The sequence below is a fragment of the Hymenobacter psoromatis genome, assembly GCA_001596155.1.
In the GTDB taxonomy this organism is placed as follows: Bacteria; Bacteroidota; Bacteroidia; order Cytophagales; family Hymenobacteraceae; genus Hymenobacter.
The window spans coordinates 4,241,620-4,264,286 of sequence record CP014771.1; the positions used below are offsets into that span (position 1 = coordinate 4,241,620).

Here is a 22,667-nt window from a genome sequence, read left to right on the forward strand (position 1 = left end):
CTATATCTTGGAGTGCCGGGCGCACTAGTTGGGCCAGGTATTTACACGTTTAAACCACCCGCGTTATGCGCTTTTTTACCTTGGGCTGGCTGTGGCTGGCAGTTGGACTGTTGAGTTTTGGGCCGGGGCCGGGCTTTTGGACCCGCTACCAGGCGCTGATGCGCCAAAACAAAGTCAAAGAGGCCAGGGCCGTGGTGGCGCAGTGGGAAAAAGCCCAGCCGCAGGACCCTGATGTGTACGTGGCGAAGTTTAACCTTATTCTGAGCGACGCGCAGGCGCTGGTTGTTTCGACCGGCAAGCCAGCTGCTGGGGGAGATTATGTCAGCATCAACGACCCCAAAACCGACAAAGCAGTTGGCAGTATTGGGGAAGGCGGCTACAACCCTTTGAAGGTGCAGGAAGCGATAGCGGTGCTGCGCAAGGGCCTGGCGTTGGCACCCGACCGGCTTGATATCCGGTTTGGGTTGGCAAAGGCGGCCGAATTTATGGACGACGCGCCGCAGCAGTACCAGATTCTGAGTGCGGCGCTGGCGTGGCGGCAATCGGCCGCTGGCAAGCCCTGGCGCTGGCGCGCTGGTGGCCCGCTGCCAGCACCGGAAGACGCTTTTGTGGCGAGCAGTATAGAAGAATATATGGTGCCTTATTGGCAGCGTGGCACCGCCGAAAGCGGCCAAAGCGCTTTGGCGCTGGCTGAGCTGCTGCTGAAATATTATTCGCAAAGCTCATTGGGCTATTTCAACAAGGGCAATTATTACGCTTTCGCTAAGAACGACGCGGAAGCGTATAGGTGGTACGCGCAGGCCGATAAACTGAATCCTGCTGACCCGCAAAACATCAATAATCTGCTGATTATCAGTCTTAGTCTCAAGAACAAAGCCGCCGCCCAAGGTTACCTGGCCCGCCTCTGCAAGTACCCCGATTTTCAAAAGGACTGCCAGCAGCACACCGACGAATTAAAGAAACTGTAACTACTACCCGCTACCCGCCGCGCTATGCCGCAAACTTCTGAAACCAATATTTATTCGCCCCACCAGCGCTTTGTGCTGCTCATCGTTACGCTGGTGATGCTGGGCGCGCTGGCCTTGTTTGGGCTGCTGCAATACCTGACGGCCTTTCTGGGCGCGGGCATTTTATATGTGGTGCTGCGGCCGTGGTTTACGGCGCTGGTGCATCGGCACCACTGGAACCGCACCTTCGTGACGGTGCTGCTGCTGGTGTTCGCGGTGGTGGTGCTGGTGATTCCGTTTTTCGCCCTGTCGTCGCTGCTCATCGACCGCGTGACCGAGCTGGCCAGGCACCCCGACCAGCTGCTGGCCGCCGCGCAGGGCGTGGAGCGCAAAGTGGGAATGCAGGTGACGCAGCAGGACCAGGTGCGCCAACTGCTGCAACAAGGCGCGGCCCGCGTGAGCCAGTGGCTGCCCACGCTGGCCAGCAGCGTGCTCAACGTCATCGTCATCGTGGGCCTCATGCTGTTCACGCTCTACTATCTCTTCACGCAGGAAGAAGCCTTTTTGGCCGGGCTGCACCGCTACCTGCCCTTCCGCGAAAAGACGATGGAAGAGCTGAGCGAGTCGCTGCGCAACAACGTGAATGCCAACGTGCTGGGCTCGGGCCTGGTGGCGCTGGTGCAGGGCCTGCTCACGGGCGCGACGCTCTGGATATTCGGGGTTCCTACCCCCCTGTTCTGGACGGTTATCGCTTTTTTCGTGGCCTTTATTCCGGTGCTGGGCACGCCGCTGGTGTGGGGGCCGGCGGCCATCTACCAGTTCACGCAGGGCCACCCCGGCCAGGCCATTGGTATTGTGCTAGTTGGCAGCGTCATTATTATCAATATTGACAACCTGCTGCGCATCTGGCTGGCCAAATATATGGGCAATATTCACCCTTGGGTAACGCTGGTGGGCCTCACGCTGGGCGTCGAGATTTTTGGCATCGTGGGCCTGGTCATCGGGCCGCTGCTGCTGTCCTATCTCATTGTGCTGATGCAGGTGTTTGCCCGCGAAAACGCGGCCCTGCGCCACTTGCTGCCCGAGGGCGCGGTAGCCAAAGCTGAGCGCGACATGGAGGTGGAAACGCGGATAAAAGAGGCCGCCAGCGAGGTGCGGCGCACCCAGTAGGGTCGCGGCATCAACGGCCCCGGCGCTACCTTCGCCTGCTATATGGACCTGACCTCAATTCACCCCAAAGTCACCCCGATTTACCAGACCTCGGTTTTCAAGTTTGGCTCCCTGGCCGAGCTGGAAACCTACTATACTACCCCCGACCACGGCGGCATGTATGGCTACTCGCGCTCCGAGCACCCCAACTCCGACGAGTTGGTGGCCGAGGTGGCCAAGCTCGAAGGCGCGGCCGGCGGGGGGGTAGCAACCGGCGCGGGCCTGGCCGGCCTGCTGGCCGCCGTGCTGGCCACCTGCCAGGCCGGCGACCATGTGCTGTGCCCCGCCGAGCTCTACGGCGGCTCGGTGGTGCTGCTCTCGAATGAGCTGGCCCGCCTGGGCATCGAAACGAGCTACGTGCCGCTGGCCGACCTATACGACGTGGCCCGCCACCGCCGGCCGAACACCAAACTGGTGCTGGCCGAAGTGCTCAGCAACCCGCTGCTGGTGGTGCTCGACGGCCCGCGCCTGGCCCAGGCCTGCCAGGCCGAAGGCATTTTGCTGCTGATTGACAGCTCGTTCACCTCCCCCATTTTAACGCAGCCGCTGAGCTGGGGAGCCGATATGGTGTGGCACTCGGCCACCAAATACCTGGCCGGACACTCCGACGTGACGGCCGGCGTGGTGGTGGCCCGCGACCCGGCCATCGGCAAGCGCCTGCGCCAAGTAGCTACCAACCTCGGCCTCATGCTGGCCCCGCTCGACAGCTGGCTGGCCGTGCGCGGCCTCAAAACCCTGCGCCTGCGCATGCGCCAGCACTCCGAAAACGCCATGACGCTGGCCCGGTTCCTGGCCGACAGCCCGGCCGTGGCCCAGGTATTCTATCCTGGTCTGGAGAATCATCCTGGCCACGACCTGGCCGCGCACCAGCTGCTGGGCGGTCTCTACGGCGGTATGATGTCCATTCGGCTAGCCGACGACTCGGCGGCGGCCGTCGATGCGTTCATCCAAAAAACCAAGCTCTTCCCGCTGGCCCCGTCGCTGGCGGGCGTGCAGTCGTCGTGCTCCTACCCGGCGGCTACTTCGCACCGGGCCCTCACACCGGCCCAGCGCGCGGCGCTGGGCATCACGCCCGGCGTACTGCGCCTGAGCGTGGGCATTGAGGAAGTAGCCGACCTGCTCGTTGATTTGGAGCACGCGCTGGGCGAAGGCGAAGGCAGTCACTAAGCACCCGGCTTTTTTGCGGAATTTATACGCATTGCGGTAGGGTGCGGGGCTTGCCCCCGCCCGTCGTTGAACAAAACCAATGCGAGTCGTTCAACGACGGGCGGGGACAAGCCCCGCACCCTACTTCTTGTTCGCAAGCTGGGTTGAAGGCGATTAAAGAGCGCTCATAAATAGCATATTCCGTAGGTTTTATAACGCGTGAACAGTACCTTTCGCACGCGTTATGAATAACCCGCCCATCTATGTTGAAGCCCGTATCCGGTGCCCGCTGGAGGCCCTGTGGCAGCACACCCAGCAGCCCGAGCTGCACCAGCAATGGGACCTGCGCTTCACCGAAATAACTTACCTGCCCCGGCCCTCGGAGGCCGCGCCGCAACAGTTTCTGTACGCTACGCGCATCGGCTTCGGGCTAGGCGTGGCGGGTAGGGGCGAGAGCCTGGGCACCCGCGAGAAGAACGGCGAGCGCACCTCCATCCTCAAGTTTTGGTCTGATGAATGGGTGTCGCTCATTCGCGAGGGCGCCGGCTTCTGGAAATACGTGCCGACCGACGACGGCCTGCGGTTTTTCACGAAATATGATTATCAGACGCGCTTCGGGGGGCTAGGGCAGTGGCTCGACCGGCTGGCATTTCGGCCGCTCATCGGCTGGGCCACGGCCTGGAGCTTCGATTGCCTGCGGCTGTGGCTCGAAACCGGCCAGCGCCCTGCCATCTCGCGCCGGCTGGCCCTGGCCGACTGGCTCACGCGGGCCACGCTAGGCGCGGTGTGGGTGTATCAGGGCGTGGTGCCCAAGCTGCTTTTTCCCGACACCGGCGAGCTGCGCATCTTGCAGGGCGTGGGCTTTTCGGCCGGCGCGGCGCACCGCGTGGCGGCGGGGGTAGGGGTGGGCGAAATCCTGTTTGGCCTGCTGTTCTGGCTGTTGCCCGCGCGGCGGCTGCGGCCGGTGTACTGGCTGCACCTCATGGGCCTGCTGGTGCTGGGCGCGGGCGCGCTGTTCAGCCAGCCGGCCGTGTTCGTGGCCCCCTTCAACCCGCTCACTCTCAACGCGTCCCTGATGGCGATGGCCGCCGTGCGTCTGCTGCTCCCCGACGACCTGCTACCCCGCGCCGCCCGCTGCCTGCGCCGCCCGCCTGCGGTAGAACGCACGGCCGCCCCGCCGCGCCCCACGCCGCAAGTGGCCTAAAACCTTGTTCCCTGCTCCTTGCTAACTGTTCATTACCAATGCCTTCCATCTACCAACAGCAGTTGGGTGCCGATTTTCAAAAGCTGCACCCGCGTATTCAGGAGCGACTGGCCTTTAGCAGCCACGACAACCGGGCTTTCGTGGGCGAAGGCACGATGGAGCGGGTCTGGCACGGGCCGTTTTACACGCAGCCGTTTTTGCGCATCGGGCTGCTGCGCAACATTATGTTTCCCGATGCCGGCCGCAACGTGCCGTTTCGCATCGAAAACTACGCCTACCGCGACCCGCTGGGCCGCGAAACCGTGACCTGGATTCGGCGCTTCACCTTCCCGCGCCACGTGCGCTGCTTCGACGCCACCATGATTCGCAGCGTCGAGCGCGACCGCATCGTGGATTACCTGGGCACGCATCAGCACCTGGCCGTGGATATTGACCTGGCCGTGACCGCGCGCGGCGGCCTGCGCCTGCGCTCGGGCGAGCAGCGCTTTTACGAGGGTCGCTTCACGTTCAAATTTCCGATGCTGCTCTCGGGCCTGGCCGACGTGGAGGAATGGTACGACGACGCGGCCGGCTGCTACCGCATTCAGGTGGAGGTGCGCAACAAGCTGTTTGGCAAGCTCTTCGGCTACCACGGCTCCTTCCAGCCCGCGTGGCGCGAGGTAATGCCCGAGGCCATTCCGACTTACGCCCTGCCCGTGCGTCATGAAGGCCGGGAATAGGGGTAGGGGGTAGGGAGGGTGCAAGAAGCAATCAGCTGATTATAAAATTACCAGAACGTCATTCCGAGCTTGCCGAGGAATCTCGCTCGGGCCGTCCGGGCCTCGTTCAACGAACCGAGCGAGATTCCTCGGCAAGCTCGGAATGACGTTCTGGTAATTTCTCTACTTTCTAAACAGCATCAGTTGTCAGAAAAGCCAATTCTCACTTCAATAAGCTATGAATCTCCAACTTACTTCGGCCCAGCGCCGCGTCGAGCTGGCCCGGCCCTGGGTGCTGCTGGCTGGCTACCTTGGGCTGGCGCTGGCCGGCTGGTGGTGGCTGGCCGTGCCGCTGGCGGTGGTGATGTGCCTGGCCGCCTTCGTGCAGATGCACGACGCCATGCACAACTCGCTGGGCCTGAGTAAAATGGCCAATAAGCGCGTGCTCACCCTCAGTGGCCTGCTCATTCTGAAAAGCGGCCACGGCCTGCAAGTGACCCACCTGCGCCACCACGGCCGCTGCCTCACCGAGGCCGACCCCGAGGGCGCGCCCGCCACCTGGAGCTTCGGCCGGGTGCTGTGGCAAGGTCCCTGGCACACGCTGATGCTGCGGCGCGAATCATTGCGCATCGCGCCCAATACCCGGCATATTCAGCTGCTCGAAACCGGCCTCACGCTGGCGCTGCTGGTGGGTTTTGGGGCACTGTACTTTCTTACTGGTTCGCTGGTAGGGCTGGTGTACTGGGGCGTGGCGTTTTTTATGAGCGCGACTATGCCCATCTGGGCTTCTTACGTGCCGCACCACGTGTCGGCGCGCAACCCGGCGGCGCGCGCCGCCGGCGCGCTGGCCCAGGCCTGGACGCCCATCACGGCCTCGTTTGCCTTCCACCACCTGCACCACCACTACCCGCGCGTGCCCACTGCGCTGCTCTCCCGCGCCGCCGCCGAGCTGCCCCCGCCGCCCGAAGAAGCGCACCATCACTAGGCGCGCAGCGGCCGGCGTGCCGACCTTTGCCCCCATGCACACGCTTGAAGAACTACGCGCCGGTAAGCTGGCGGGCCTGCGCCGCCTCAGCCTGGCCGCGGACCTCACCGAATTTCCCGAGGAGATATTTGGCCTGGCCGATACGCTCGAAATCCTCGATTTATCGGGCAACCGGCTTTCGTCCCTACCCCCCGATTTTTATCGGCTGCACCGGCTGCGCATTCTGTTTTGCGCTGATAATCAGTTCACCGCCGTGCCCGAGGTACTGGGCCAGTGTCCGCAGTTGAGCATGGTGGCCTTCAAGGCCAATAAAATTCGCACGCTGCCGGCCGCCGCGCTGCCGCCCAACCTGCGCTGGCTCATTCTGACGGATAACCAGCTCGACGCCCTACCCCCCGAAATTGGCCGGTGCGGGCAGCTGCAAAAGCTGCTGCTGGCCGGCAACCAGTTGCGGCACCTGCCCGCCGAGCTGGCCTACTGCACGCAGCTGGGCCTGCTGCGCATAGCCGCCAACCAGCTCGAAGAGTTGCCCGCCTGGCTCCTCATGATGCCCAACCTAGCCTGGCTGGCCTACGCCGCCAATCCATTTTGCGCGGCGGCTGAGGCGGCTGTGGTGGCGCGCCACCCCATCGGCCGCATTGCCTGGCCCGAGCTGGCCGTGGAGCAGCAACTGGGCGAAGGTGCCTCGGGCGTCATTTACCGCGCGCGTTGGCAGCGGCCCGCCGCGTCGGCTACGGAGGTGGCCGTCAAGCTCTTCAAAGGAGCCGTGACGAGCGACGGCCTGCCCCACAGCGAGATGGCGGCCTGCATCGGCGCGGGCCAGCACCCCAATCTGATTGCGGTTGAAGGCAAAATCAGCCAGCACCCGGCCAGGGCCGAAGGGCTGGTATTGGAGCTGATTGACCCGGCCTACGGCAACCTGGCCGGCCCGCCCAGCCTCGACACCTGCACCCGCGATGTGTACGCGCCCGGTACCATATTTACGCTGGCGGCGGCCCTGCGCCTGGCTCACGGCATGGCGGCGGCAGCGGCGCATTTGCACGCGCAGGGCATTTTGCACGGTGATTTTTACGCCCACAATATCCTGGCTACTCCGGCCGGCGACGCGCTGCTGGGCGACTTTGGCGCCGCCAGCTTCTTCAACGAAGCCGCCCCGCCCGCCCGCAGCTTGCAGCGCCTCGAAGCCCGCGCCTTCGGCTGCCTGCTCGAAGAGCTGCTGGCCCACTGCCCGGCCGGCGACGCCGCCGCGCTGGCCGCGCTGGCCGACTTGCAGCGCCGCTGCACGCAGCCCACGGTGGCCGCGCGGCCGCTGTTTGCGGAGATTGAGCGGGAACTGGCAAGCATAGGGTAAGCTTTAGCCTACCAAGGGATGTGCGGTAAGCTCTAGCTTGCCGTTTTAGCGGTTGCGAACTACTGGTGGCAGGCTAAAGCCTACCCTACGCTGCGCACGGCAAGCTGAAGCTTACCGCACATTCGTTACACTATCTCGCGCAGGGCTTTGGCTACGCGGCGCAGCTCGTCGTCGCCCAGCGCGGTGCCGCTAGGCAGGCACAGGCCGCGGGCGAAAAGGCCCGCGCACACCGCGCCGCCGTACATGGGCGCGTTGGCAAAGAGCGGCTGCAGGTGCATGGGTTTCCAGAGCGGGCGGCTCTCGATATTATGCGTTTCGAGGTGCTGGCGTACGCTTTCGGGGGTAGCGGCGGTGGCTTCCGGGTCGAGCAGGAGGGTCGTGAGCCAGCGGTTGCTGAGGCTGCCGGCGGGCTCGGGACTCGGGGCCAGCGCCAGGCCGGGCAGGCCGGCAAGGTGCTCGCGGTACCAGTTGAAAATCTCGCGGCGACGCTTCACGCGGTCGGGCAGCAATTCCATCTGGCCCCGGCCAATGCCGGCCAACAGGTTGGATAAGCGGTAGTTATAGCCCACCTCCGAGTGCTGATAGTGCGGGGCCGGGTCCTTGGCCTGGGTAGCCAGAAAGCGCGCCCGCGCCGCCAGCTCACGGTCGTGGGTGACGAGCGCGCCGCCGCCGCTGGTCGTCAGTATCTTATTGCCATTAAATGAAAACACGCCTACCCGCCCAAAGCCGCCCAGCGGCTGCTGCTGCCAACTGGAACCCAGCGCCTCGGCCGCGTCCTCCAGGATGGGAATATCGAACTCGGTGGCCAAGGCCAGGATTTCGGCCAGCTTGGCGGGCATGCCATAGAGATGCACCAGCAGCAGCGCCTTCGGCTTTTTGCCCTGCCTGATGCGGTCCACGATGGCTTCGCGCAGGCGCGCGGGGCACAGGTTCCAGGTTTCGGCCTCGCTATCCACAAACACGGGGGTAGCGCCGCAGTACAGAATGGCGTTGGCCGTGGCTACGAACGTGAAAGATGGGCACAGCACCTCATCGCCCGGCCCCACGCCCAGCAGCAGCAGGCCCAGGTGTAGCGCGGCCGTGCCCGAATTCAGCGCCACGCAGTAGGGCACGCCCACCGCCGCGCAAATGTCGGCCTCGAAGCCAGCCAGGTTCGGTCCCACGGGGGCTACCCAGTTGTCTTCCACCGCTTTGTGCAGATAGTTCAGCTCGTGGCGGCCCAGGTGCGGGGGCGAAAGGTAAATACGGTCCAAATCAATGCGCAATTAACAATGAGCAAGTAGCAAGAAACAGCAAGTCCTGGAGCAAAATAATTGCTCACTGTTCCTGGCTAATTATTTTCGCCGGTACGCCCACGGCGGTGCAGCCGGCTGGCAAATGTCGCACCACTACGGCACCGGCGCCCACGGTAGTGCGCGCGCCCACCCGCACCTGGTGGATAACGGTCGCGTTGGTGCCCAGGTAAACGCCGGTTTCGAGGTGAGCGCCGCCACCCACGTTGGCGTGCGGCATCAGCGAACAAAAGTCTTCGAGCACTGCATCGTGGCCCACCGTGCAGCCCAGGTTGAGCAGCACGAAGCGGCCCAGCGTGATATCGCAGGTCAGAATGCAGCCGCGCTGAATGAGGCAGCCCGCGCCGAGGCTAATGCGCTGGTGCGCGCGCAAGGCCACCTGCGGGTGCACCAGCGCCGGAAACGACAGCCGCGCCGACGTGAGCCGGCCCACCACAGCGGCCCGCCCGGTGCTGCTGCCCAAGGCTACGGCCACGGCCAGGGGGGTAGGGGCCGCGGCGAGGTCGGCCACGGTGCCGAGGTAGGGCAGGCCCGATACGGTGGGGGTAGCCGGCACCTTGTCGTCGTAAAAACCCTGCAAATCCCAGTTGCTGCCCGCTTCGTTGAGCTGGGCCACCAGCACGGCTATTTCGCGGCCCAGGCCGCCCGCGCCCACGATAACCAGGGGCCGGGGCGAGCCAGTAGAGGCGTTTAGGTTGTTATCGTCTTGAAATTCTGAGAAAAATAACTGGGTCACGGGGAATTATGAATTACAAATGCTGAATTCTAAATTAGAAATCGAAATTTACCCGTGCTAATTCATAATTCAGCATTTATAACTCATGATTCCCTACGCCGCCAGCATAGTTTCGCCGTGCTGACTGGTGTCGAGGCCGCGGGTTTCATTCTCGGCATTTACCCGGATGGGCACGATAAAGTTAGTAACCCGGTACAAAATCCAGGAGCCGCCGAAGGTAAACACGCCCACCACCACCAGCGTGAGCAGGTGGTAGTAGAGCAGGGTAGGCCCGCCGCCCGTAAACAGGCCGCCTTTCTGGGCGAACAGCGCCGTGGCCAGCATCCCCACCATGCCGCCCACCCCGTGGCACGGAAACACGTCGAGCGTATCGTCGAGGGTAGTGCGGTTTTTTAGAATAACGGCGGCGAAGCTCACGCTCGACGCCAGAATGCCGATGGCAATGGCCGGCCCGTAGGCCACGTAGCCCGCCGCCGGCGTAATGGCCACCAGCCCCACCACCGCGCCCACGGCAGCGCCCATCGCGGAGGGCCGCTGCCCGCGCGCGGCTTCCAGCACCATCCAGGTGAGCATGGCGGCGGCCGAGGCAAAATGCGTGGTCACGAACGCCTGCACGGCCTGGGCATTGGCCCCCATTGCCGAGCCGGCATTGAAGCCAAACCAGCCAAACCACAGCAGCCCGGTGCCCAGAATCACGAACGGAATGTTGACCGGCGCGTGGGCGTGGCCGTCGAGGTGCGAGCGGCGGCGGCCAATGGCCAGCGCCCCGGCCAGCGCCGCGAAACCCGCCGAAATATGCACCACCGTGCCGCCCGCAAAGTCGAGCACGCCCCACTTAAACAGGAAGCCATCGGGGTGCCAGGCCCAGTGCGCCAGCGGGCAGTAGATAAACAGGCTGAAAAAGCAGATAAAAATGAGGTAGCCCCAAAACCGGATGCGCTCGGCAAAACCACCGGTAATGAGCGCCGGCGTGATGATGGCAAACTTGAGCTGAAACGCCGCGAACAGCACCAGCGGCAGCCCCGCGCCCAGCGTAGGGTGGGGCGCGGTGCCCACATTATTAAACATGAAAAACGTGCGCGGGTCCCCAATTACCCCGCCAATGTCATCGCCAAACGCCAGCGAAAAACCCACCACGTACCACAGCAACGAAATGACACCCAGCGAGATAAAGCTTTGCAGCATCGTGGAAATAATGTTGCCCCGGTTGACCATGCCGCCGTAGAAAAATGCTAGCCCCGGCGTCATCAGCAGCACCAGCGCCGTCGAAACCAGCATCCAAGCAATGTCGGCGGCTTGCAGCGAGTTGGGGGCGGCATCGGGGTGGTGATGGGGTAGGAAAGCAGCGCCGAGCGCCAGCACCGCCAGCACCACCAGCGAAGGACGGGCAAGTAGTTGTTTGCGCGACATACGGAAATAATTTAGCTTAATGACCCCTGCGAAGTTAGGGGGCGATGTCGGATTTTAGTTATTTTCCGTCAAAATGGCCTCTAGTTTTAGGGCAGCTTCTAAGAAAATAGAGAAAATAATTTTTGAACCCTATTCAATCTTAACCCATTAATTTTTCTGATAACGAAGAGTAAAGACCCGTAACAACCTCGCTGGCCGCTAGCAAGTATGTAGTAGCCGGGGCGTCGCCTCCTGCTTTCACAAACCGCGCGTTCCTACCTCTACTCATGACACACAAAGAAAAATGGCTGCTTTTCGCGCCCGCTGGGCTGCTCGCTATCGGGGCGGGGGCAAGCTTGGTTGACTGGGCCGGCAGCCTGAAAGCGAAGGGCCGGCCGGCGGGCACCTGGGTGCCCGCCGGCACGGCAGCGCTGGTGGTGCTCAATGCGGGCATGAGCCTCTTTGGCCATGCCGTAGTGGAAAAAACCCTGTACGAGCTGCGCGAAAAAGCCCCTGGTGATGCGGCCGGCAACTAACGCCTACCCCCTCACCAGTCCGTAGCGCACAAAAAAAAGCCCTGGCCGGAGCCAGGGCTTTTTTGAAAAAGTGAGCAAGACTACTGGCTCTTTTTATCCATTTTCTTGGTGTCTTTGCGCAGCTTGCGGCTGGCTTTTTGCGAGCCGTGCTTGATTTTGTGGCCGGCTTTCGAAACTACGTTGCCAGCGGCATCAACCGTGTTTTCGAGGGCCGCGCCGACGTTGGTCTTACCGGTTTTGGTGACGGTCTTCTTGGTGCCGTTGTCGCGAACCTTTGTTTCGGTTTCGGGAGTCTGGGCGAAAGCGGCAGTGGCGAAGGCGCAGGTAACTGCCAGCAGGAATACTTTTTTCATGGCGTTGAGGGGAAAGATATTTTCGAGGTCTTTTACGCGGCAGCCCAACCTGGGTTGTCACTAAAAGATACGAACTGCTTTTCAAAGCCCGTGCCAAAGTCAATTATTCCCCGAAATCATCCTATCAGTTAGGGCAGCAGCAGCGACGAATCGCCATAGCTCAGGAAGCGGTAGCGGTGGGCCAGCGCATGGTCGTACACCGCGCGCCAGCCCGGCCCCAGCAGGGCAGCCACCAGCAGCAGCAGCGTGCTTTCGGGCTGATGAAAGTTGGTAATCAGCCCCTGCACTAGCCGAAAGCGATAGCCCGGCGCAATCAGCAGCCGCGTGCTGGCCTCGATGGCGGCCGAGCCCGATGCCTCCAGGTGCGCCAGCAGCGCGTACAACGCCGTCTCAGCCGAAATTTCGGCTTCGCCGACAGCCAGCGGCTGGTAGGGCTGCCATTGGTCCACTTGCAGCGCGGCGGGGGGGGTAGGGCTGCGCACCAGCGCCGCGCCCAGCCAGTAGAGGCTTTCCAGGGTGCGTAAACTGGTGGTGCCCACCGCGATAACCGGCCGCGGCCGGTGCGCCAGCAGCTGCCGCAGCAGCTTAGCCGACACAATTATCGGCTCGGCGTGCATAGCATGGTCGGCCATCGTATCGGCTTTCACCGGCTGAAAAGTGCCGGCCCCCACGTGCAGCGTTAGCTGGCCGGTGGCGATGCCGCGCCGGCCCAGTTCGGCCAGCAGTGCGGGGGTGAAGTGCAGGCCGGCGGTGGGCGCGGCCACCGCCCCCTCGTGGGCGGCGTACACGGTCTGGTAGCGCACGGCGTCGGCCGCCGTGTCCGTCCGGTGCAGGTAGGGGGGTAGGGGCAGGTGCCCGGCCGCCCGCAGCACCTCAGCAAAGGGTAGCGAAGCGGGTTCCCAGCGGAAATCAAGCAGGCTTTCGCCGCCCGTTTCGGTGGCCTGGCGCTCGGCCCACAGCGTGGCCGGCTGGCCCGCGAAGCGGAATTCCAGGCTTACCGGGCCGCTTTTCCAGCGGCGGCCATTGCCCACCAGGCAGCGCCAGGTGCAGGCCGCCGTTTGCTGCAAGGCCGGCTCCAAGGCCCGGTGCGGGGCCACGGGCTCCAGGCAAAACAGCTCGACCGCGCCGCCCGTGGGCCGCTGGGCCAGCAGCCGCGCCCGCACCACGCGCGTGTCGTTGAAAATCAATAAGCTATCGGCCGGCAGCTCATCGGGCAGGTCCCGGAAAGTCTTGTCCGAAATAACGCCCGCGCGGCTTACCAGCAGGCGGCTGGCGGCGCGGTCGGCCAGCGGCTCGGGCGCGATGCGCCCGGCCGGCAGGTCGTAGTGAAAATCCTGGATGCGAAGCTGGTGCGGGTCGGGGGGGGTAGGCATAGTAGTACAGAGTAGCGCGAACTTTGCAGTTCGCGTCCCCGCGCAGTTTGGTTAGCTCACACGGCGCGGGGACGCGAACTACAAAGTTCGCGCTACGGAGCGCTACCGGCGCATAAGCTGGATTGGGTGCTATTTGCGGCGGCAAATTTCTATTTGGCTTATGCTCTCATTTTTTCTGGCGTTGCTGCTCGTCGCGCCACCCACCCGGCCCGCTCACTCCTACGCCGACGCCACGCGCCGCCGCATCGCCACCGCCCAGGACGAGCGCCGAACGGCCGTTTTGCTGCCTTTTCTGCAAGATAAAACCCCCGCTTACCGCGCCGCCGCCGCCGAGGCCCTCGCCTCGGTGCAGGATAAAAAAGCCACGCCCGCGCTCCTACCCCTGCTCCACGATGCCAACGCCGCCGTGCGCCGCGCGGCGGCCTACGCCCTGGGCCAGAGTGGCGACAGCACCGCCGTGCCCGCCTTGGCCCAGCGCCTGGCCCAGCCCGAAGCCAGCGCCCCCGCCCGCCGCGCCGCCTACGAGGCGCTGGGCCGCTGCGTCACCCGGCGCACGGTCAGTCAGATTTGGGAAATAAAGCCACCCGGCCCCGATTCGGCCGCCGCGCCCGGCCGGGCCTGGGCGCTGTACCGGGCCACGCTGCGCGGCCTCGCCACGCCCGAGGCCGTGCGCCAAACCACGGCGTTGCTGGCGCAAGGGGGGGTAGGGCTGGCCCCGGCGCGGGCCGGCGCGTCGGCCGCCCTGGCGCGGGTGCGCGGCCAGGATTCGACGCTGGCGCAAGTGGCGCTGCCGGTGCTGCTAAAAGTGGTGGCGAATGACCCCGATTATTTCGTGCGCGAAAACTGCGCGTCGGCGCTGGGCCGGGTGGCGCGACCAGCGGCGTATGAAGCGCTGATAAAAACAGCGGGCTCGGATGTTGACCACCGGCCACGCATCGCAGCACTGCGGGCGCTGCCGGCCCGGCCCGCCATTGGCGTAGTCGCCAGCATCGACCAGGGCCTGCTGCGGCCGCTGCCCCAGGAGTCGCTGACGGCAGCGGAATGGCTGCTGCGCGTGCCCACTGACAGCCTGTGGGCCAAGGCCGATTTCCTGGCCTACGTGCAGCGCGCGCCGCACTGGCGCACCCGCGCCACACTGCTGCAAGCGGCGCTGCACCACGCCCAAGCCGCCCGCCGCCCCGTGCTGGCCGATACCATCCGCGCTCGCTATCAGCATACTACCAATCAATACGAGAAAGCCGCGCTGCTCACCGCGCTTAGTGAAGACCCCGCGCAGTTCGATTTTCTAGCGAAAGAAGCCGCGCTGACCACCGGCCCGCCCGTGGTGCCTGGCACGGCGCTGGCGGCGCTGGTGAGCCTGCGCGGCAACAAGAATTTTCCCGCCGCCCGGCAGGCCGATTTCACGGCTGCCCTGCGGCGGGCGCTGGCCGGCGGCGACGTGGCCCAGCTCGCTACCGCCGCCGAGGCGCTGGCCAACCCCGCGCTCGTCCCTACCCCCCAGCCCGAAGACCAAGCCGCCCTGCGCCAGGCCCAAAGCAAGCGCACGCTGCCCCGCGAAATCGAGGCCTGGCTGGGTTTGCAGCAAGCTTTGGACAAGCTCACAAAAGCCCCCAAACCGACGCCCGCGCCGGTGGGGCCGGCGGGCCAGCACCCCATCGACTGGGCGCTGGTGCAGCGCATTCCGGTGGGCCAGCGCGTGCAAATAGCAACCACCAAGGGCGTTATCATCTTAGAATTGAAAGTAGTGGAAGCGCCCGGCTCGGTGGCCAGCTTCGTGAGTTTGGTTACTAAACACTTCTACGACGGGCTGTATTTCCACCGCGTGGTGCCCGATTTCGTGGCCCAGGGCGGCGACCCGCGCGGCGATGGCTCGGGCAGCACGCCGTATAATCTGCGCTCCGAATTTTCGCAGCTCACCTACGGGGCGGGCGCGGTGGGCCTGGCCTCGGCCGGCAAGGACACGGAAAGCTGCCAGTTCTTTTTCACCCATCAGCCGACCCCTCATCTCGACGGCCGCTACACCATCTTCGCCCAGGTGGTGCAGGGCCTGGCCGTGGTGCAGCAGCTTGAAATCGGCGACAAAATGCTGCGCGTCGAGCTGCTGCCCGCCGGGCGCTAAAGGTAACATTCTCTACTTTTGCCCCGCCATTTATCTCACTTATCTCACCGCTCTTTCGCCGTGCCCCTTCCTACCCCCCCCATTTCGCTCAGCAACGTTGATTTTTATGTGGACCACCTGCGCACGCTGGCGGCGTTGTATCTGCCGCGCCTGGCGGCGGCCGTGCTGGTGCTGGTGGTGGGCTGGTGGATTATCAGCTGGCTGAGCCGGCTGGTGGAGGAGGCCACTTCGCGGCTCGATGTGTCGCTCAGCTCGTTTCTGACCAGCATGTTCAGCATCTTGCTCAAGGTGCTGCTGCTCATCTCGGCTGCGGGCATGGTCGGGTTTCAGACTACCTCGTTCGTGGCCATTCTGGGCGCGGCGGGCCTGGCGGTGGGCCTGGCCTTGCAGGGCACGCTGGCCAATTTCGCGGGCGGCGTGCTGATTCTGGTTTTCAAGCCCTTCACCGTGGGCGATGTTATTGAGAGCCAGGGCAAAAGCGGCACCGTGCGGGCCATCCAGATTTTCAATACCATCCTGCTCACTTCGCAGGGCGACACCGTGATTTTGCCCAATGGCGCGACCTCCAACGGCGTCCTGGTCAACAAAGTCAACCCCCAGCAGGCGCTGGTCGAAGTGCCGCTCGACCTGCCCAGCACCACCGACCTCGACGGGCTGCGCCACCGGGTGCTCCCGCTCCTTCAGGCGCTGCCCGATGTGCTCCCTACCCCCCCGCCAGAGGTTGACATCACCACCCTCGCGCCGGGCGCGAATATGACGTTGACCTTCCAGGCGCACACCACGCCGGCCAAGGTAGATGCGGTGCGCAAGGCCATGATAGAGGCGCTACAGCAGTTTTTTGCCCAGGAAAGCGAGAAGAAGTAGGGTGCGGGGCCTTGCCCCCGCCCGGCGTTGAACGAATACGCTACGAATCGTTCAACGCCGGGCGGGGGCAAGCCCCGCACCCTACGCCGGCACTACCACCACTTTCTTCGTCTCGAAAAACGCTTCCTCAAAAAACTCGCTCAGGTCCACAACCCGCGCCACGAGGCCGCTTTCGGCGATTTCTTCTTCTAAATCGCCGCCTTTTAGGTAATATAACCCAGCGCCTTTGGCGGGCTTGGCCTTGTAGCGGTGGGCTATCCAGGGGTGGAAGGTGGCCAGGCGGGCCACGGCGCGGCTCACCACGAAGTCGAATTTTTCGCGCACGTCCTCGGCGCGGATTTGGGCGGCCGTCACGTTGGTCAGGCCCAGGTCGGCGGCCATAAACTGCACGGCGCGAATCTTTTTGCCAATGCTATCGACGAGGTGAAAATTTACCTCGGGAAACATGATGGCCAGCGGCAGGCCGGGCAGGCCGCCGCCGGTGCCCACGTCGAGCACTGCGCTGCCGGCCGGAAACTGCACCACCTTGGACAGGGCCAGCGAGTGCAACAGGTGGCGCTCCACGAGGTTGTCGGCGTCGGGGCGGGCCACCAGGTTTATTTGTGCGTTCCACGCTTTGAACTCGGTTTCGAGGCGCGCAAACTGGGCCAGCTGCTGCTTGGTGAGGGTAGGGAAGTACTTGGTGAGGAGCGACATGCGGAGTGGCAGGGGTGGTAGGAAAATAAATAAGAACGTCATGCTGAGCTTGCCGAAGCATCTCGCTCGCATCGTTGGAGTTCTTAGCCAACGATGCGAGCGAGATGCTTCGGCAAGCTCAGCATGACGTTCTTTTTGTCATGCCGACGGCAAAATTAAATAAACTCCTTCTTGTCCTTCACCATGTCATAGAGCAGTTCGCGGGCGCGGTGTAGCTGCGCTTTCACGGTGCCGAGGGGCGCTTTTAGCTCAGTGGCGATTTCCTCGTAGCTCAGCTCATCAAAATAGCGCAGGCTCACCAGGCGCTGGTATTTATCGGGCAGGCGCGACACGACGTGGCGCATAATTTCGATTTTCTGGTTCTTAATCGTCGTGTCGGCCGGGTTGAGGTCGTTGTCCCGGAATTCGAGCTGAATCTCGTCGCCGTCGCCCATCTTCACGGCCGAGTCAATGCTCATGGTCTTGATTTTATTCTTGCGAATAAAATCGATGCAGTTGTTGGTGGCGATGCGGAACAGCCAGGTGCTGAACGCAAATTCGGGGTTGAATTTATGCAGGTTCTTAAACGCCTTGGCGAAGGCTTCGATGGTGAGGTCCTCGGCGTCGTCGGGGTTGCGCACCATCTTGAGCACCACGTGAAACACGGGCTTTTTGTAGATGTGCATCAGCTCGGCGTAGGCCTTTTCGTCGCCGTGGTCCACGGCGGCCCGAATCAGCTTGAAGTCGTGCTTGGCCTTGGTCGAGAACTGTTTTTGAACGTCAGCGGGGTTTACTTCCATTGGAGCGGGCGGCGCAGAAAAAGGGACAAGCCCCAGGCGCAATAAAGAGCAAAGTAGAGAAAGTCGAGCGCCGGCAGCAGCAACGGCGGGAAAGTGGCGCGCAACCGGCGTGCCAGCGGTACATAAGCGGCCCAAAGCAGCAATGTTCGCGCCAACCAGATTATTGCCAAAGATACCAAGTTTTCGCGGTTCCATCCAACTGCCAAAACGGCCGGTGTCAGCAGGTAAAAAAGCGCGTTGCTGCCCACGAAAAGGCCAATTCGGCGGCGGTCCGCCGCCCGGTAGCGGCTGCCGGCCGAGAGGTGCCGGCGCTTCTGCCGCCACCAGGCGGCCCAGGTTTCGGCGGGCTGGCTCAGGGTGTGGGCGGGCGCGTCGGCCACCACGGCGGCGCGCCCGCCGACGGCCACCGCATCCTGCACCAGCAGGTCGTCGTCGCCGCTCAAGCGCCGCATGTGGCTGGCAAAACCCTTGGTGCTGTGAAAGGTGCTTTTGGTATAGGCCAGGTTGCGCCCCACTCCCATGTAGGGCTTGCCCGCCCAGGCAAAGCTCAAATATTGGCCCGCCGTGAGCAGCGTTTCGTAGCGAATAAGCTGGTTGAGCAGCCCCGGTAATTCGGCGTAGCCTGAGTAGCCGAGCACGATAGCAGCCCCGTTTTTTTGGGCAAAGCCGCGCTGCATCAGGCGCAGCCAGTCGGGGCCGGCGGGCCGGCAGTCGGCGTCGGTGAAAAGCAGCCGCTCGTAGCGCGCCGCCTTGATGCCCAGCGTGAGGGCGTATTTTTTGGGCGCGAAGCCGGCCGGCGTGTGCGCCACCGTCACGAGCCGGAAGCGGCCGGGGTAATACTGGCTCAGCTGCTGGGCGTAGAGGTAGGTGTCGTCCTGGCTGCGGTCGTCAATCAGGACTAGCTCAAAACCAGGGGGGTAGGCCTGGCGCAGCAGCAGCGGCACCAGCTCGCGCAGGTTGTCCAGCTCGTTGTGGGCGCACACGATAATCGATACCGGCTCGGCATCGGGGCCAGGCTCATCGACCGCCGCCTCCGGGGGCCGCCGCGTGAATGGCCGGAAATACCGCAGCCCAAACCACAGCTGCACCGCCAGCAGTGGCATCAGCAAAAGCGCGGGGGGTAGGAAAGTGAAAGAAGGGAAGGACACGGAACTGGTCCGCAAAGGTAAGTCGGCGGTAATTTTGGCAGAATGAAGTTTGACCTCCTGGCCCGCGACCCGGCCACCAAAGCCCGCGCCGGCCGCCTCACCACGGCGCACGGCACCATCGAAACGCCCATTTTTATGCCCGTCGGCACGGCCGGCACCGTGAAAGCCGTGGGCCAGCGCGAACTGAAAAACGACGTGCAGGCCCAGATTATCCTCGGCAATACCTACCACCTCTACTTGCGCCCCGGCCTGGAGGTGCTGCAAGCCGCCGGCGGCCTGCACCAATTCAACGGCTGGGTCGGTCCCATTCTCACCGATAGCGGTGGCTACCAGGTGTTTTCGCTCAGCAACACCCGCAAGATTAAGGAAGAAGGCGTCACGTTTCGCTCGCACATCGACGGCAGCAAGCACCTGTTTTCGCCCGAAGGCGTGATGGATATTCAGCGCCGCATCGGGGCCGATATCGTCATGGCCTTTGACGAATGCACGCCCTGGCCCTGCGAATACGACTACGCCCGCCGCTCCCTGGACATGACGCACCGCTGGCTCCGGCGCTGCATCCAGCGCTTGGACAGCACCGAGCCTCTCTACGGCTACGAGCAGACGCTGTTCCCCATCGTGCAGGGCAGCACCTTCAAGGATTTGCGCGTGCAGTCGGCCGAGTTTATTGCCGCGCAGGGCCGGGCCGGCAACGCCATCGGCGGCCTCAGCGTGGGCGAGCCCGCCGAGCTGATGTACGAGATGACCGAGCTGGTCTGCGACATTCTGCCCGCCGACAAGCCGCGCTACTTGATGGGGGTAGGGACGCCGGCCAACATCTTGGAAAACATCGCGTTGGGCGTCGATATGTTCGACTGCGTGCTGCCCACCCGCAACGCCCGCAACGGAATGCTCTTCACCACGCAAGGCATCATCAACGTGGGCAGTAAGAAGTGGGCCGACGATTTTTCGCCTATTGATGAAGAATTGGGCGGGCACGTCAGCACGTTTTACACCAAGGCTTATTTGCGGCACCTCATTCACTCCAAAGAAATACTGGGCGCGCAAATTGCCTCGCAGCACAATCTTACTTTTTACCTGTGGCTGGTGAAAGAGGCGCGCAAGCAAATCGTGGCCGGCACGTTTGGGGAGTGGAAAAAGGGCATGGTGGAGAAGTTGATGACTAGGTTGTAAATCGCTTGTTATAGAAGACGCTTGTCATTGCGAGCTTGCGAAGCAATCGCACCAGAACGAGCCAATAGAACGACTACAATCCATGCCTTTTGTCATTGCGAGTCCCGCAAAGCAATCGCACCCGAACGAAATCGCATGAATGCCTATTGCGTCTATATTCTCACCAATCCTTATCACACCGTGCTTTACGTCGGTGTGACAAATAACTTGGTGCGTCGGGTAAGCGAGCATAAAACTGGCGCAGTGGAAGGATTTACCAAGAAATACAATGTGAGTAAACTGGTTTATTTTGAAACGTCACCCAGCATCATGCAAGCCATTGAACGTGAAAAGCAGTTGAAAGCTGGCTCGCGGGCGAAAAAGCTGGCACTGATAGAAGAAATGAATCCTGCATGGCGCGACTTACTAGAAGAATAAGCGGGCGGCGCGGGTATCGTTCGGGTGCGATTGCTTCGCAGGCTCGCAATGACAGACGACTTTGTAAAGATAAAATTTGTTAAATGCGCATCCTCGACAAATACATCATCAGCAAGTTTCTCACCGCGTTCTTTTTCACGGTGATAATGCTCGTGTCGGTGATTTGCGTGATTGACTACACGGAAAAAAACGACGACTTCCTGCACCACAACCTCACGTTCTGGCACGTTTTCACGCACTATTATATTTATCTGTTTCCGTATTTTGCCAATTTATTGGCCCCGATTACTATTTTCATCGCGGTGGTGTTCGTGACCTCGCGGCTGGCGGCGCGCACCGAGCTGGTGGCCATGCTGGCCAGCGGCATGAGCTTCGAGCGGTTGCTGCTGCCCTACACGATGGGCGCGAGCGTTATCGGCCTGCTCACGTTTGGGCTCATCAGCTGGGTTATTCCGAAGGGTACCAAGGAGATAGTGAAGTTTGAGAACCTGCACGTGCAGGAGCCCTGGAAGTACGAAGGCCGCAACATTCACGTCAAAATCGGGCCGCGCAGCTACGTATATCTGGAGAGTTACGACGCCGACCGCAACATCGGCTACCGCTTCGCCCTCGAAACCATCGACAGCACGGTGCTGCGCCGCCGCCTCACGGCCGACGCCATCACCTGGGATTCGACCAAGCAGGCCTGGAAAATGACCACCCAAACGGTGCGCACCTTCCGTGGCCAAACCGGCGAATCGCTGCAATCCCTCCCGGCCCGCGACACTACCCTCAACCTCTACCCCAAGGACTTCGCCAGCACCTACCGCCTGGCCGAAACCCTGACTTCACCCCAGCTCAACGACCTGATAAAGACCAAAATAATGCGCGGGGCCAACGACACGGCGCAATTCCTGAGCGTGAAATACGAGCGCTACGCCTACCCATTCGACACCATTATTCTGACCCTCATCGGGGTGGTGCTGAGCGCCCGCAAGAGCCGCGCCGGCGTGGGCGGGCAAATCGCGCTGGGCTTCGTGCTGGCCTTTATTTTCATCATCTTCGTGATGCTGTCCCGCAATCTGGCCTCCGTCGGCAGCGTGCCGCCCATGCTGGCGGCCTGGATTCCGGGCCTGGTCTTTTCAGTTATCGGGCTTTTCCTATATCGCGTGGTGCCGAAGTAAAATTGTCTGTCATGGCGAGCGTAACGAAGTGGAGCGCGGCAATCTTTCCTGGTCGTTCGCTTCACTGAGGTGGTAATCCTGACGTGAAGGAAAGATTGCCGCGCTCCACTTCGTTGCACTCGCCATGAAAAAATAGAATTATGCTCAAAGACTACCTCAAGCTGCATTTTATCGTCCTGCTGTGGGGCTTCACGGCCATTTTGGGCAAGCTGCTGACGGTGCCGCCGGTCGAGCTGGTGTTTTGGCGCACGCTGCTGGCCAGCACCGGGCTGGCGGGGCTGCTGCTGGCGCGCCGCCTGGGCTGGCGCGTGGCCCCGGCCGAGGCGCTGAAATTGCTGGGGGTAGGGGCGCTGGTGGCCGCGCACTGGATTACGTTTTTCCTGGCCGCGCGCTTGTCGTCAGTAAGCGTGTGCCTGGCCGGCCTGGCCACGCTGGCCCTCTGGACCTCGCTGCTGGAGCCGCTGCTGCTGTGGCGGCGGGTGCGGCCCTACGAGGTGGGCCTGGGCCTGCTGGCCATGCTGGGGCTGTATTTGATTTCGCAGGCCGAGTTCAACCAGCTCACCGGCCTGCTGGTGGCGGTGGCTTCGGCGGGCCTGTCGGCGCTGTTTAGCGTGCTCAATTCGCAGCTGGTGAAGCGCCACGCGCCGGTGCGGCTCACGTTTTATGAGATGCTGGGCGCGTGCGGGAGCATCGTGCTGTTCTTCCCAATTTACAGCCGCTACTTCACGCAGGGGGTAGGGCTGCGGCTGGCCTGGCACGGCCTCGACTGGCTGTGGCTGCTGCTGCTGGCCGGCGTCTGCACGGTGTACGCTTTCTCGTCGTCGGTGGAGCTGATGAAGCGGCTTTCGGCCTTCGTCGTCAACCTCACCATCAACCTGGAGCCGGTTTACGGCATCGTGCTGGCGCAGGCGCTGTTTGTGCTGCGCGTGCCGGGCTTTGGGCAGGAAAAGATGGCGGGCGGCTTCTACGCCGGCACGGTGCTCATCCTGGCCAGCGTGCTCGTGCATCCCGTGCTCGACCGCTGGAACCAGCGCCGCGCCCGCAAGCGGCAGGCCGTTGAGGCGGTTGCTTAAGAATTAGCTGGTTTTT

Annotated in this window: 22 protein-coding genes; 14 read left to right on the forward strand and 8 right to left on the reverse strand. The window is 62.9% G+C overall.

Features of this window, described 5'->3' with window-relative positions; genetic code table 11:
- Window positions 1–65 precede the first annotated feature (65 nt).
- The 7 genes from A0257_18075 (at window position 66) to A0257_18105 (ending at window position 7,540) form a co-directional block, all read left to right on the forward strand.
- The gene (locus A0257_18075; GenBank protein ID AMR28814.1) at window positions 66–968 is read left to right on the forward strand and encodes a hypothetical protein; all 903 of its coding nucleotides are present in this window, start codon (window positions 66–68) and stop codon (window positions 966–968) included.
- A gap of 24 nt (window positions 969–992) precedes the next feature.
- Complete coding sequence (locus A0257_18080; protein AMR28815.1) at window positions 993–2,117, forward strand: AI-2E family transporter; 1,125 nt, start codon at window positions 993–995, stop codon at window positions 2,115–2,117.
- A gap of 42 nt (window positions 2,118–2,159) precedes the next feature.
- Window positions 2,160–3,323 carry a cystathionine beta-lyase gene (locus tag A0257_18085; protein AMR28816.1) on the forward strand — a complete coding sequence of 388 codons (1,164 nt, stop codon included), beginning with the start codon at window positions 2,160–2,162 and terminating at the stop codon, window positions 3,321–3,323.
- A 223-nt stretch (window positions 3,324–3,546) separates the two neighbouring features.
- Complete coding sequence (locus tag A0257_18090) at window positions 3,547–4,506, forward strand: hypothetical protein (GenBank protein ID AMR28817.1); 960 nt, start codon at window positions 3,547–3,549, stop codon at window positions 4,504–4,506.
- Between the two features lie 38 nt (window positions 4,507–4,544).
- Window positions 4,545–5,225 (forward strand): hypothetical protein, encoded by a 681-nt coding sequence (locus tag A0257_18095; GenBank protein AMR28818.1) that lies wholly within the window; start codon window positions 4,545–4,547, stop codon window positions 5,223–5,225.
- Window positions 5,226–5,442: 217 nt separating this feature from the next.
- The gene (locus tag A0257_18100) at window positions 5,443–6,189 is read left to right on the forward strand and encodes a hypothetical protein (GenBank protein AMR28819.1); all 747 of its coding nucleotides are present in this window, start codon (window positions 5,443–5,445) and stop codon (window positions 6,187–6,189) included.
- A 34-nt stretch (window positions 6,190–6,223) separates the two neighbouring features.
- Complete coding sequence (locus A0257_18105) at window positions 6,224–7,540, forward strand: protein kinase (protein AMR28820.1); 1,317 nt, start codon at window positions 6,224–6,226, stop codon at window positions 7,538–7,540.
- Window positions 7,541–7,665: 125 nt separating this feature from the next.
- Here the strand turns inward: A0257_18105 and A0257_18110 are convergent, their stop codons facing one another.
- The 3 genes from A0257_18110 to A0257_18120 form a co-directional block, all read right to left on the reverse strand.
- Complete coding sequence (locus tag A0257_18110) at window positions 7,666–8,799, reverse strand: pyridoxal phosphate-dependent aminotransferase (GenBank protein ID AMR29839.1); 1,134 nt, start codon at window positions 8,797–8,799, stop codon at window positions 7,666–7,668.
- Between the two features lie 58 nt (window positions 8,800–8,857).
- On the reverse strand, window positions 8,858–9,568 hold the full coding sequence (locus tag A0257_18115; GenBank protein AMR28821.1) for a hypothetical protein: 711 nt from the start codon (window positions 9,566–9,568) through the stop codon (window positions 8,858–8,860).
- A 93-nt stretch (window positions 9,569–9,661) separates the two neighbouring features.
- Window positions 9,662–10,978, reverse strand: coding sequence for an ammonia channel protein (locus A0257_18120; GenBank protein ID AMR28822.1), 1,317 nt, complete (start codon window positions 10,976–10,978; stop codon window positions 9,662–9,664).
- A 266-nt stretch (window positions 10,979–11,244) separates the two neighbouring features.
- Between A0257_18120 and A0257_18125 the strand changes: the two genes are divergently transcribed.
- The gene (locus A0257_18125) at window positions 11,245–11,493 is read left to right on the forward strand and encodes a hypothetical protein (GenBank protein AMR28823.1); all 249 of its coding nucleotides are present in this window, start codon (window positions 11,245–11,247) and stop codon (window positions 11,491–11,493) included.
- 80 nt (window positions 11,494–11,573) lie between these two features.
- On the opposite strand, the gene A0257_18130 is transcribed toward A0257_18125, so the two are convergent.
- Window positions 11,574–11,894: a hypothetical protein gene (locus A0257_18130; GenBank protein ID AMR28824.1), complete on the reverse strand. Its 321-nt coding sequence runs from the start codon at window positions 11,892–11,894 to the stop codon at window positions 11,574–11,576.
- 80 nt (window positions 11,895–11,974) lie between these two features.
- Window positions 11,975–13,219: an S-adenosylmethionine tRNA ribosyltransferase gene (locus A0257_18135; protein AMR28825.1), complete on the reverse strand. Its 1,245-nt coding sequence runs from the start codon at window positions 13,217–13,219 to the stop codon at window positions 11,975–11,977.
- Window positions 13,220–14,903: 1,684 nt separating this feature from the next.
- Here A0257_18135 and A0257_18140 point away from each other — a divergent pair.
- Together A0257_18140 and A0257_18145 are read left to right on the forward strand one after the other, a co-directional pair.
- Window positions 14,904–15,338, forward strand: coding sequence for a hypothetical protein (locus A0257_18140; GenBank protein ID AMR29840.1), 435 nt, complete (start codon window positions 14,904–14,906; stop codon window positions 15,336–15,338).
- 108 nt (window positions 15,339–15,446) lie between these two features.
- Window positions 15,447–16,202, forward strand: coding sequence for a hypothetical protein (locus tag A0257_18145; GenBank protein AMR29841.1), 756 nt, complete (start codon window positions 15,447–15,449; stop codon window positions 16,200–16,202).
- Window positions 16,203–16,283: 81 nt separating this feature from the next.
- Here A0257_18145 and A0257_18150 read toward each other — a convergent pair whose 3' ends face one another.
- The 3 genes from A0257_18150 to A0257_18160 form a co-directional block, all read right to left on the reverse strand.
- A complete protein-coding gene (locus A0257_18150; protein ID AMR28826.1) occupies window positions 16,284–16,898 on the reverse strand; it encodes a 16S rRNA methyltransferase G in 615 nt (204 codons plus the stop codon).
- 155 nt (window positions 16,899–17,053) lie between these two features.
- Window positions 17,054–17,677, reverse strand: a complete 624-nt coding sequence (locus A0257_18155; protein ID AMR28827.1) for an RNA polymerase subunit sigma-24 — start codon at window positions 17,675–17,677, stop codon at window positions 17,054–17,056.
- Window positions 17,668–18,780 (reverse strand): hypothetical protein, encoded by a 1,113-nt coding sequence (locus A0257_18160; protein AMR28828.1) that lies wholly within the window; start codon window positions 18,778–18,780, stop codon window positions 17,668–17,670. The genes A0257_18155 and A0257_18160 overlap by 10 nt, the downstream gene beginning before the upstream one ends.
- An 87-nt stretch (window positions 18,781–18,867) precedes the next feature.
- On the opposite strand from A0257_18160, the gene tgt reads away from it, so the two are divergent.
- The 4 genes from tgt to A0257_18180 all read left to right on the forward strand — a co-directional run bounded on the left by tgt (window position 18,868) and on the right by A0257_18180 (window position 22,651).
- Window positions 18,868–19,998 (forward strand): tRNA-guanine(34) transglycosylase, encoded by a 1,131-nt coding sequence (gene tgt / locus A0257_18165; protein ID AMR28829.1) that lies wholly within the window; start codon window positions 18,868–18,870, stop codon window positions 19,996–19,998.
- A 135-nt stretch (window positions 19,999–20,133) separates the two neighbouring features.
- Entirely contained in the window at window positions 20,134–20,415 is a 282-nt protein-coding gene (locus A0257_18170) for an excinuclease ABC subunit C (protein AMR28830.1), read from the forward strand.
- Window positions 20,416–20,498: 83 nt separating this feature from the next.
- A complete protein-coding gene (locus A0257_18175) occupies window positions 20,499–21,578 on the forward strand; it encodes a permease (protein ID AMR28831.1) in 1,080 nt (359 codons plus the stop codon).
- 140 nt (window positions 21,579–21,718) lie between these two features.
- Window positions 21,719–22,651: a hypothetical protein gene (locus A0257_18180; GenBank protein AMR28832.1), complete on the forward strand. Its 933-nt coding sequence runs from the start codon at window positions 21,719–21,721 to the stop codon at window positions 22,649–22,651.
- Window positions 22,652–22,667: the final 16 nt, after the last annotated feature.

Coding starts and splice junctions, on each gene's coding strand:
- A0257_18075 (AMR28814.1), top strand. CDS start 66: ATGCGCTTTTTTACCTTGGGCTGGCTGTGGCTGGCAGTTGGACTGTTG.
- A0257_18080 (AMR28815.1), top strand. CDS start 993: ATGCCGCAAACTTCTGAAACCAATATTTATTCGCCCCACCAGCGCTTT.
- A0257_18085 (AMR28816.1), top strand. CDS start 2,160: ATGGACCTGACCTCAATTCACCCCAAAGTCACCCCGATTTACCAGACC.
- A0257_18090 (AMR28817.1), top strand. CDS start 3,547: ATGAATAACCCGCCCATCTATGTTGAAGCCCGTATCCGGTGCCCGCTG.
- A0257_18095 (AMR28818.1), top strand. CDS start 4,545: ATGCCTTCCATCTACCAACAGCAGTTGGGTGCCGATTTTCAAAAGCTG.
- A0257_18100 (AMR28819.1), top strand. CDS start 5,443: ATGAATCTCCAACTTACTTCGGCCCAGCGCCGCGTCGAGCTGGCCCGG.
- A0257_18105 (AMR28820.1), top strand. CDS start 6,224: ATGCACACGCTTGAAGAACTACGCGCCGGTAAGCTGGCGGGCCTGCGC.
- A0257_18120 (AMR28822.1), bottom strand. CDS start 10,978: ATGTCGCGCAAACAACTACTTGCCCGTCCTTCGCTGGTGGTGCTGGCG.
- A0257_18125 (AMR28823.1), top strand. CDS start 11,245: ATGACACACAAAGAAAAATGGCTGCTTTTCGCGCCCGCTGGGCTGCTC.
- A0257_18135 (AMR28825.1), bottom strand. CDS start 13,219: ATGCCTACCCCCCCCGACCCGCACCAGCTTCGCATCCAGGATTTTCAC.
- A0257_18150 (AMR28826.1), bottom strand. CDS start 16,898: ATGTCGCTCCTCACCAAGTACTTCCCTACCCTCACCAAGCAGCAGCTG.
- A0257_18155 (AMR28827.1), bottom strand. CDS start 17,677: ATGGAAGTAAACCCCGCTGACGTTCAAAAACAGTTCTCGACCAAGGCC.
- A0257_18160 (AMR28828.1), bottom strand. CDS start 18,780: ATGCCACTGCTGGCGGTGCAGCTGTGGTTTGGGCTGCGGTATTTCCGG.
- tgt (AMR28829.1), top strand. CDS start 18,868: ATGAAGTTTGACCTCCTGGCCCGCGACCCGGCCACCAAAGCCCGCGCC.
- A0257_18170 (AMR28830.1), top strand. CDS start 20,134: ATGAATGCCTATTGCGTCTATATTCTCACCAATCCTTATCACACCGTG.
- A0257_18175 (AMR28831.1), top strand. CDS start 20,499: ATGCGCATCCTCGACAAATACATCATCAGCAAGTTTCTCACCGCGTTC.
- A0257_18180 (AMR28832.1), top strand. CDS start 21,719: ATGCTCAAAGACTACCTCAAGCTGCATTTTATCGTCCTGCTGTGGGGC.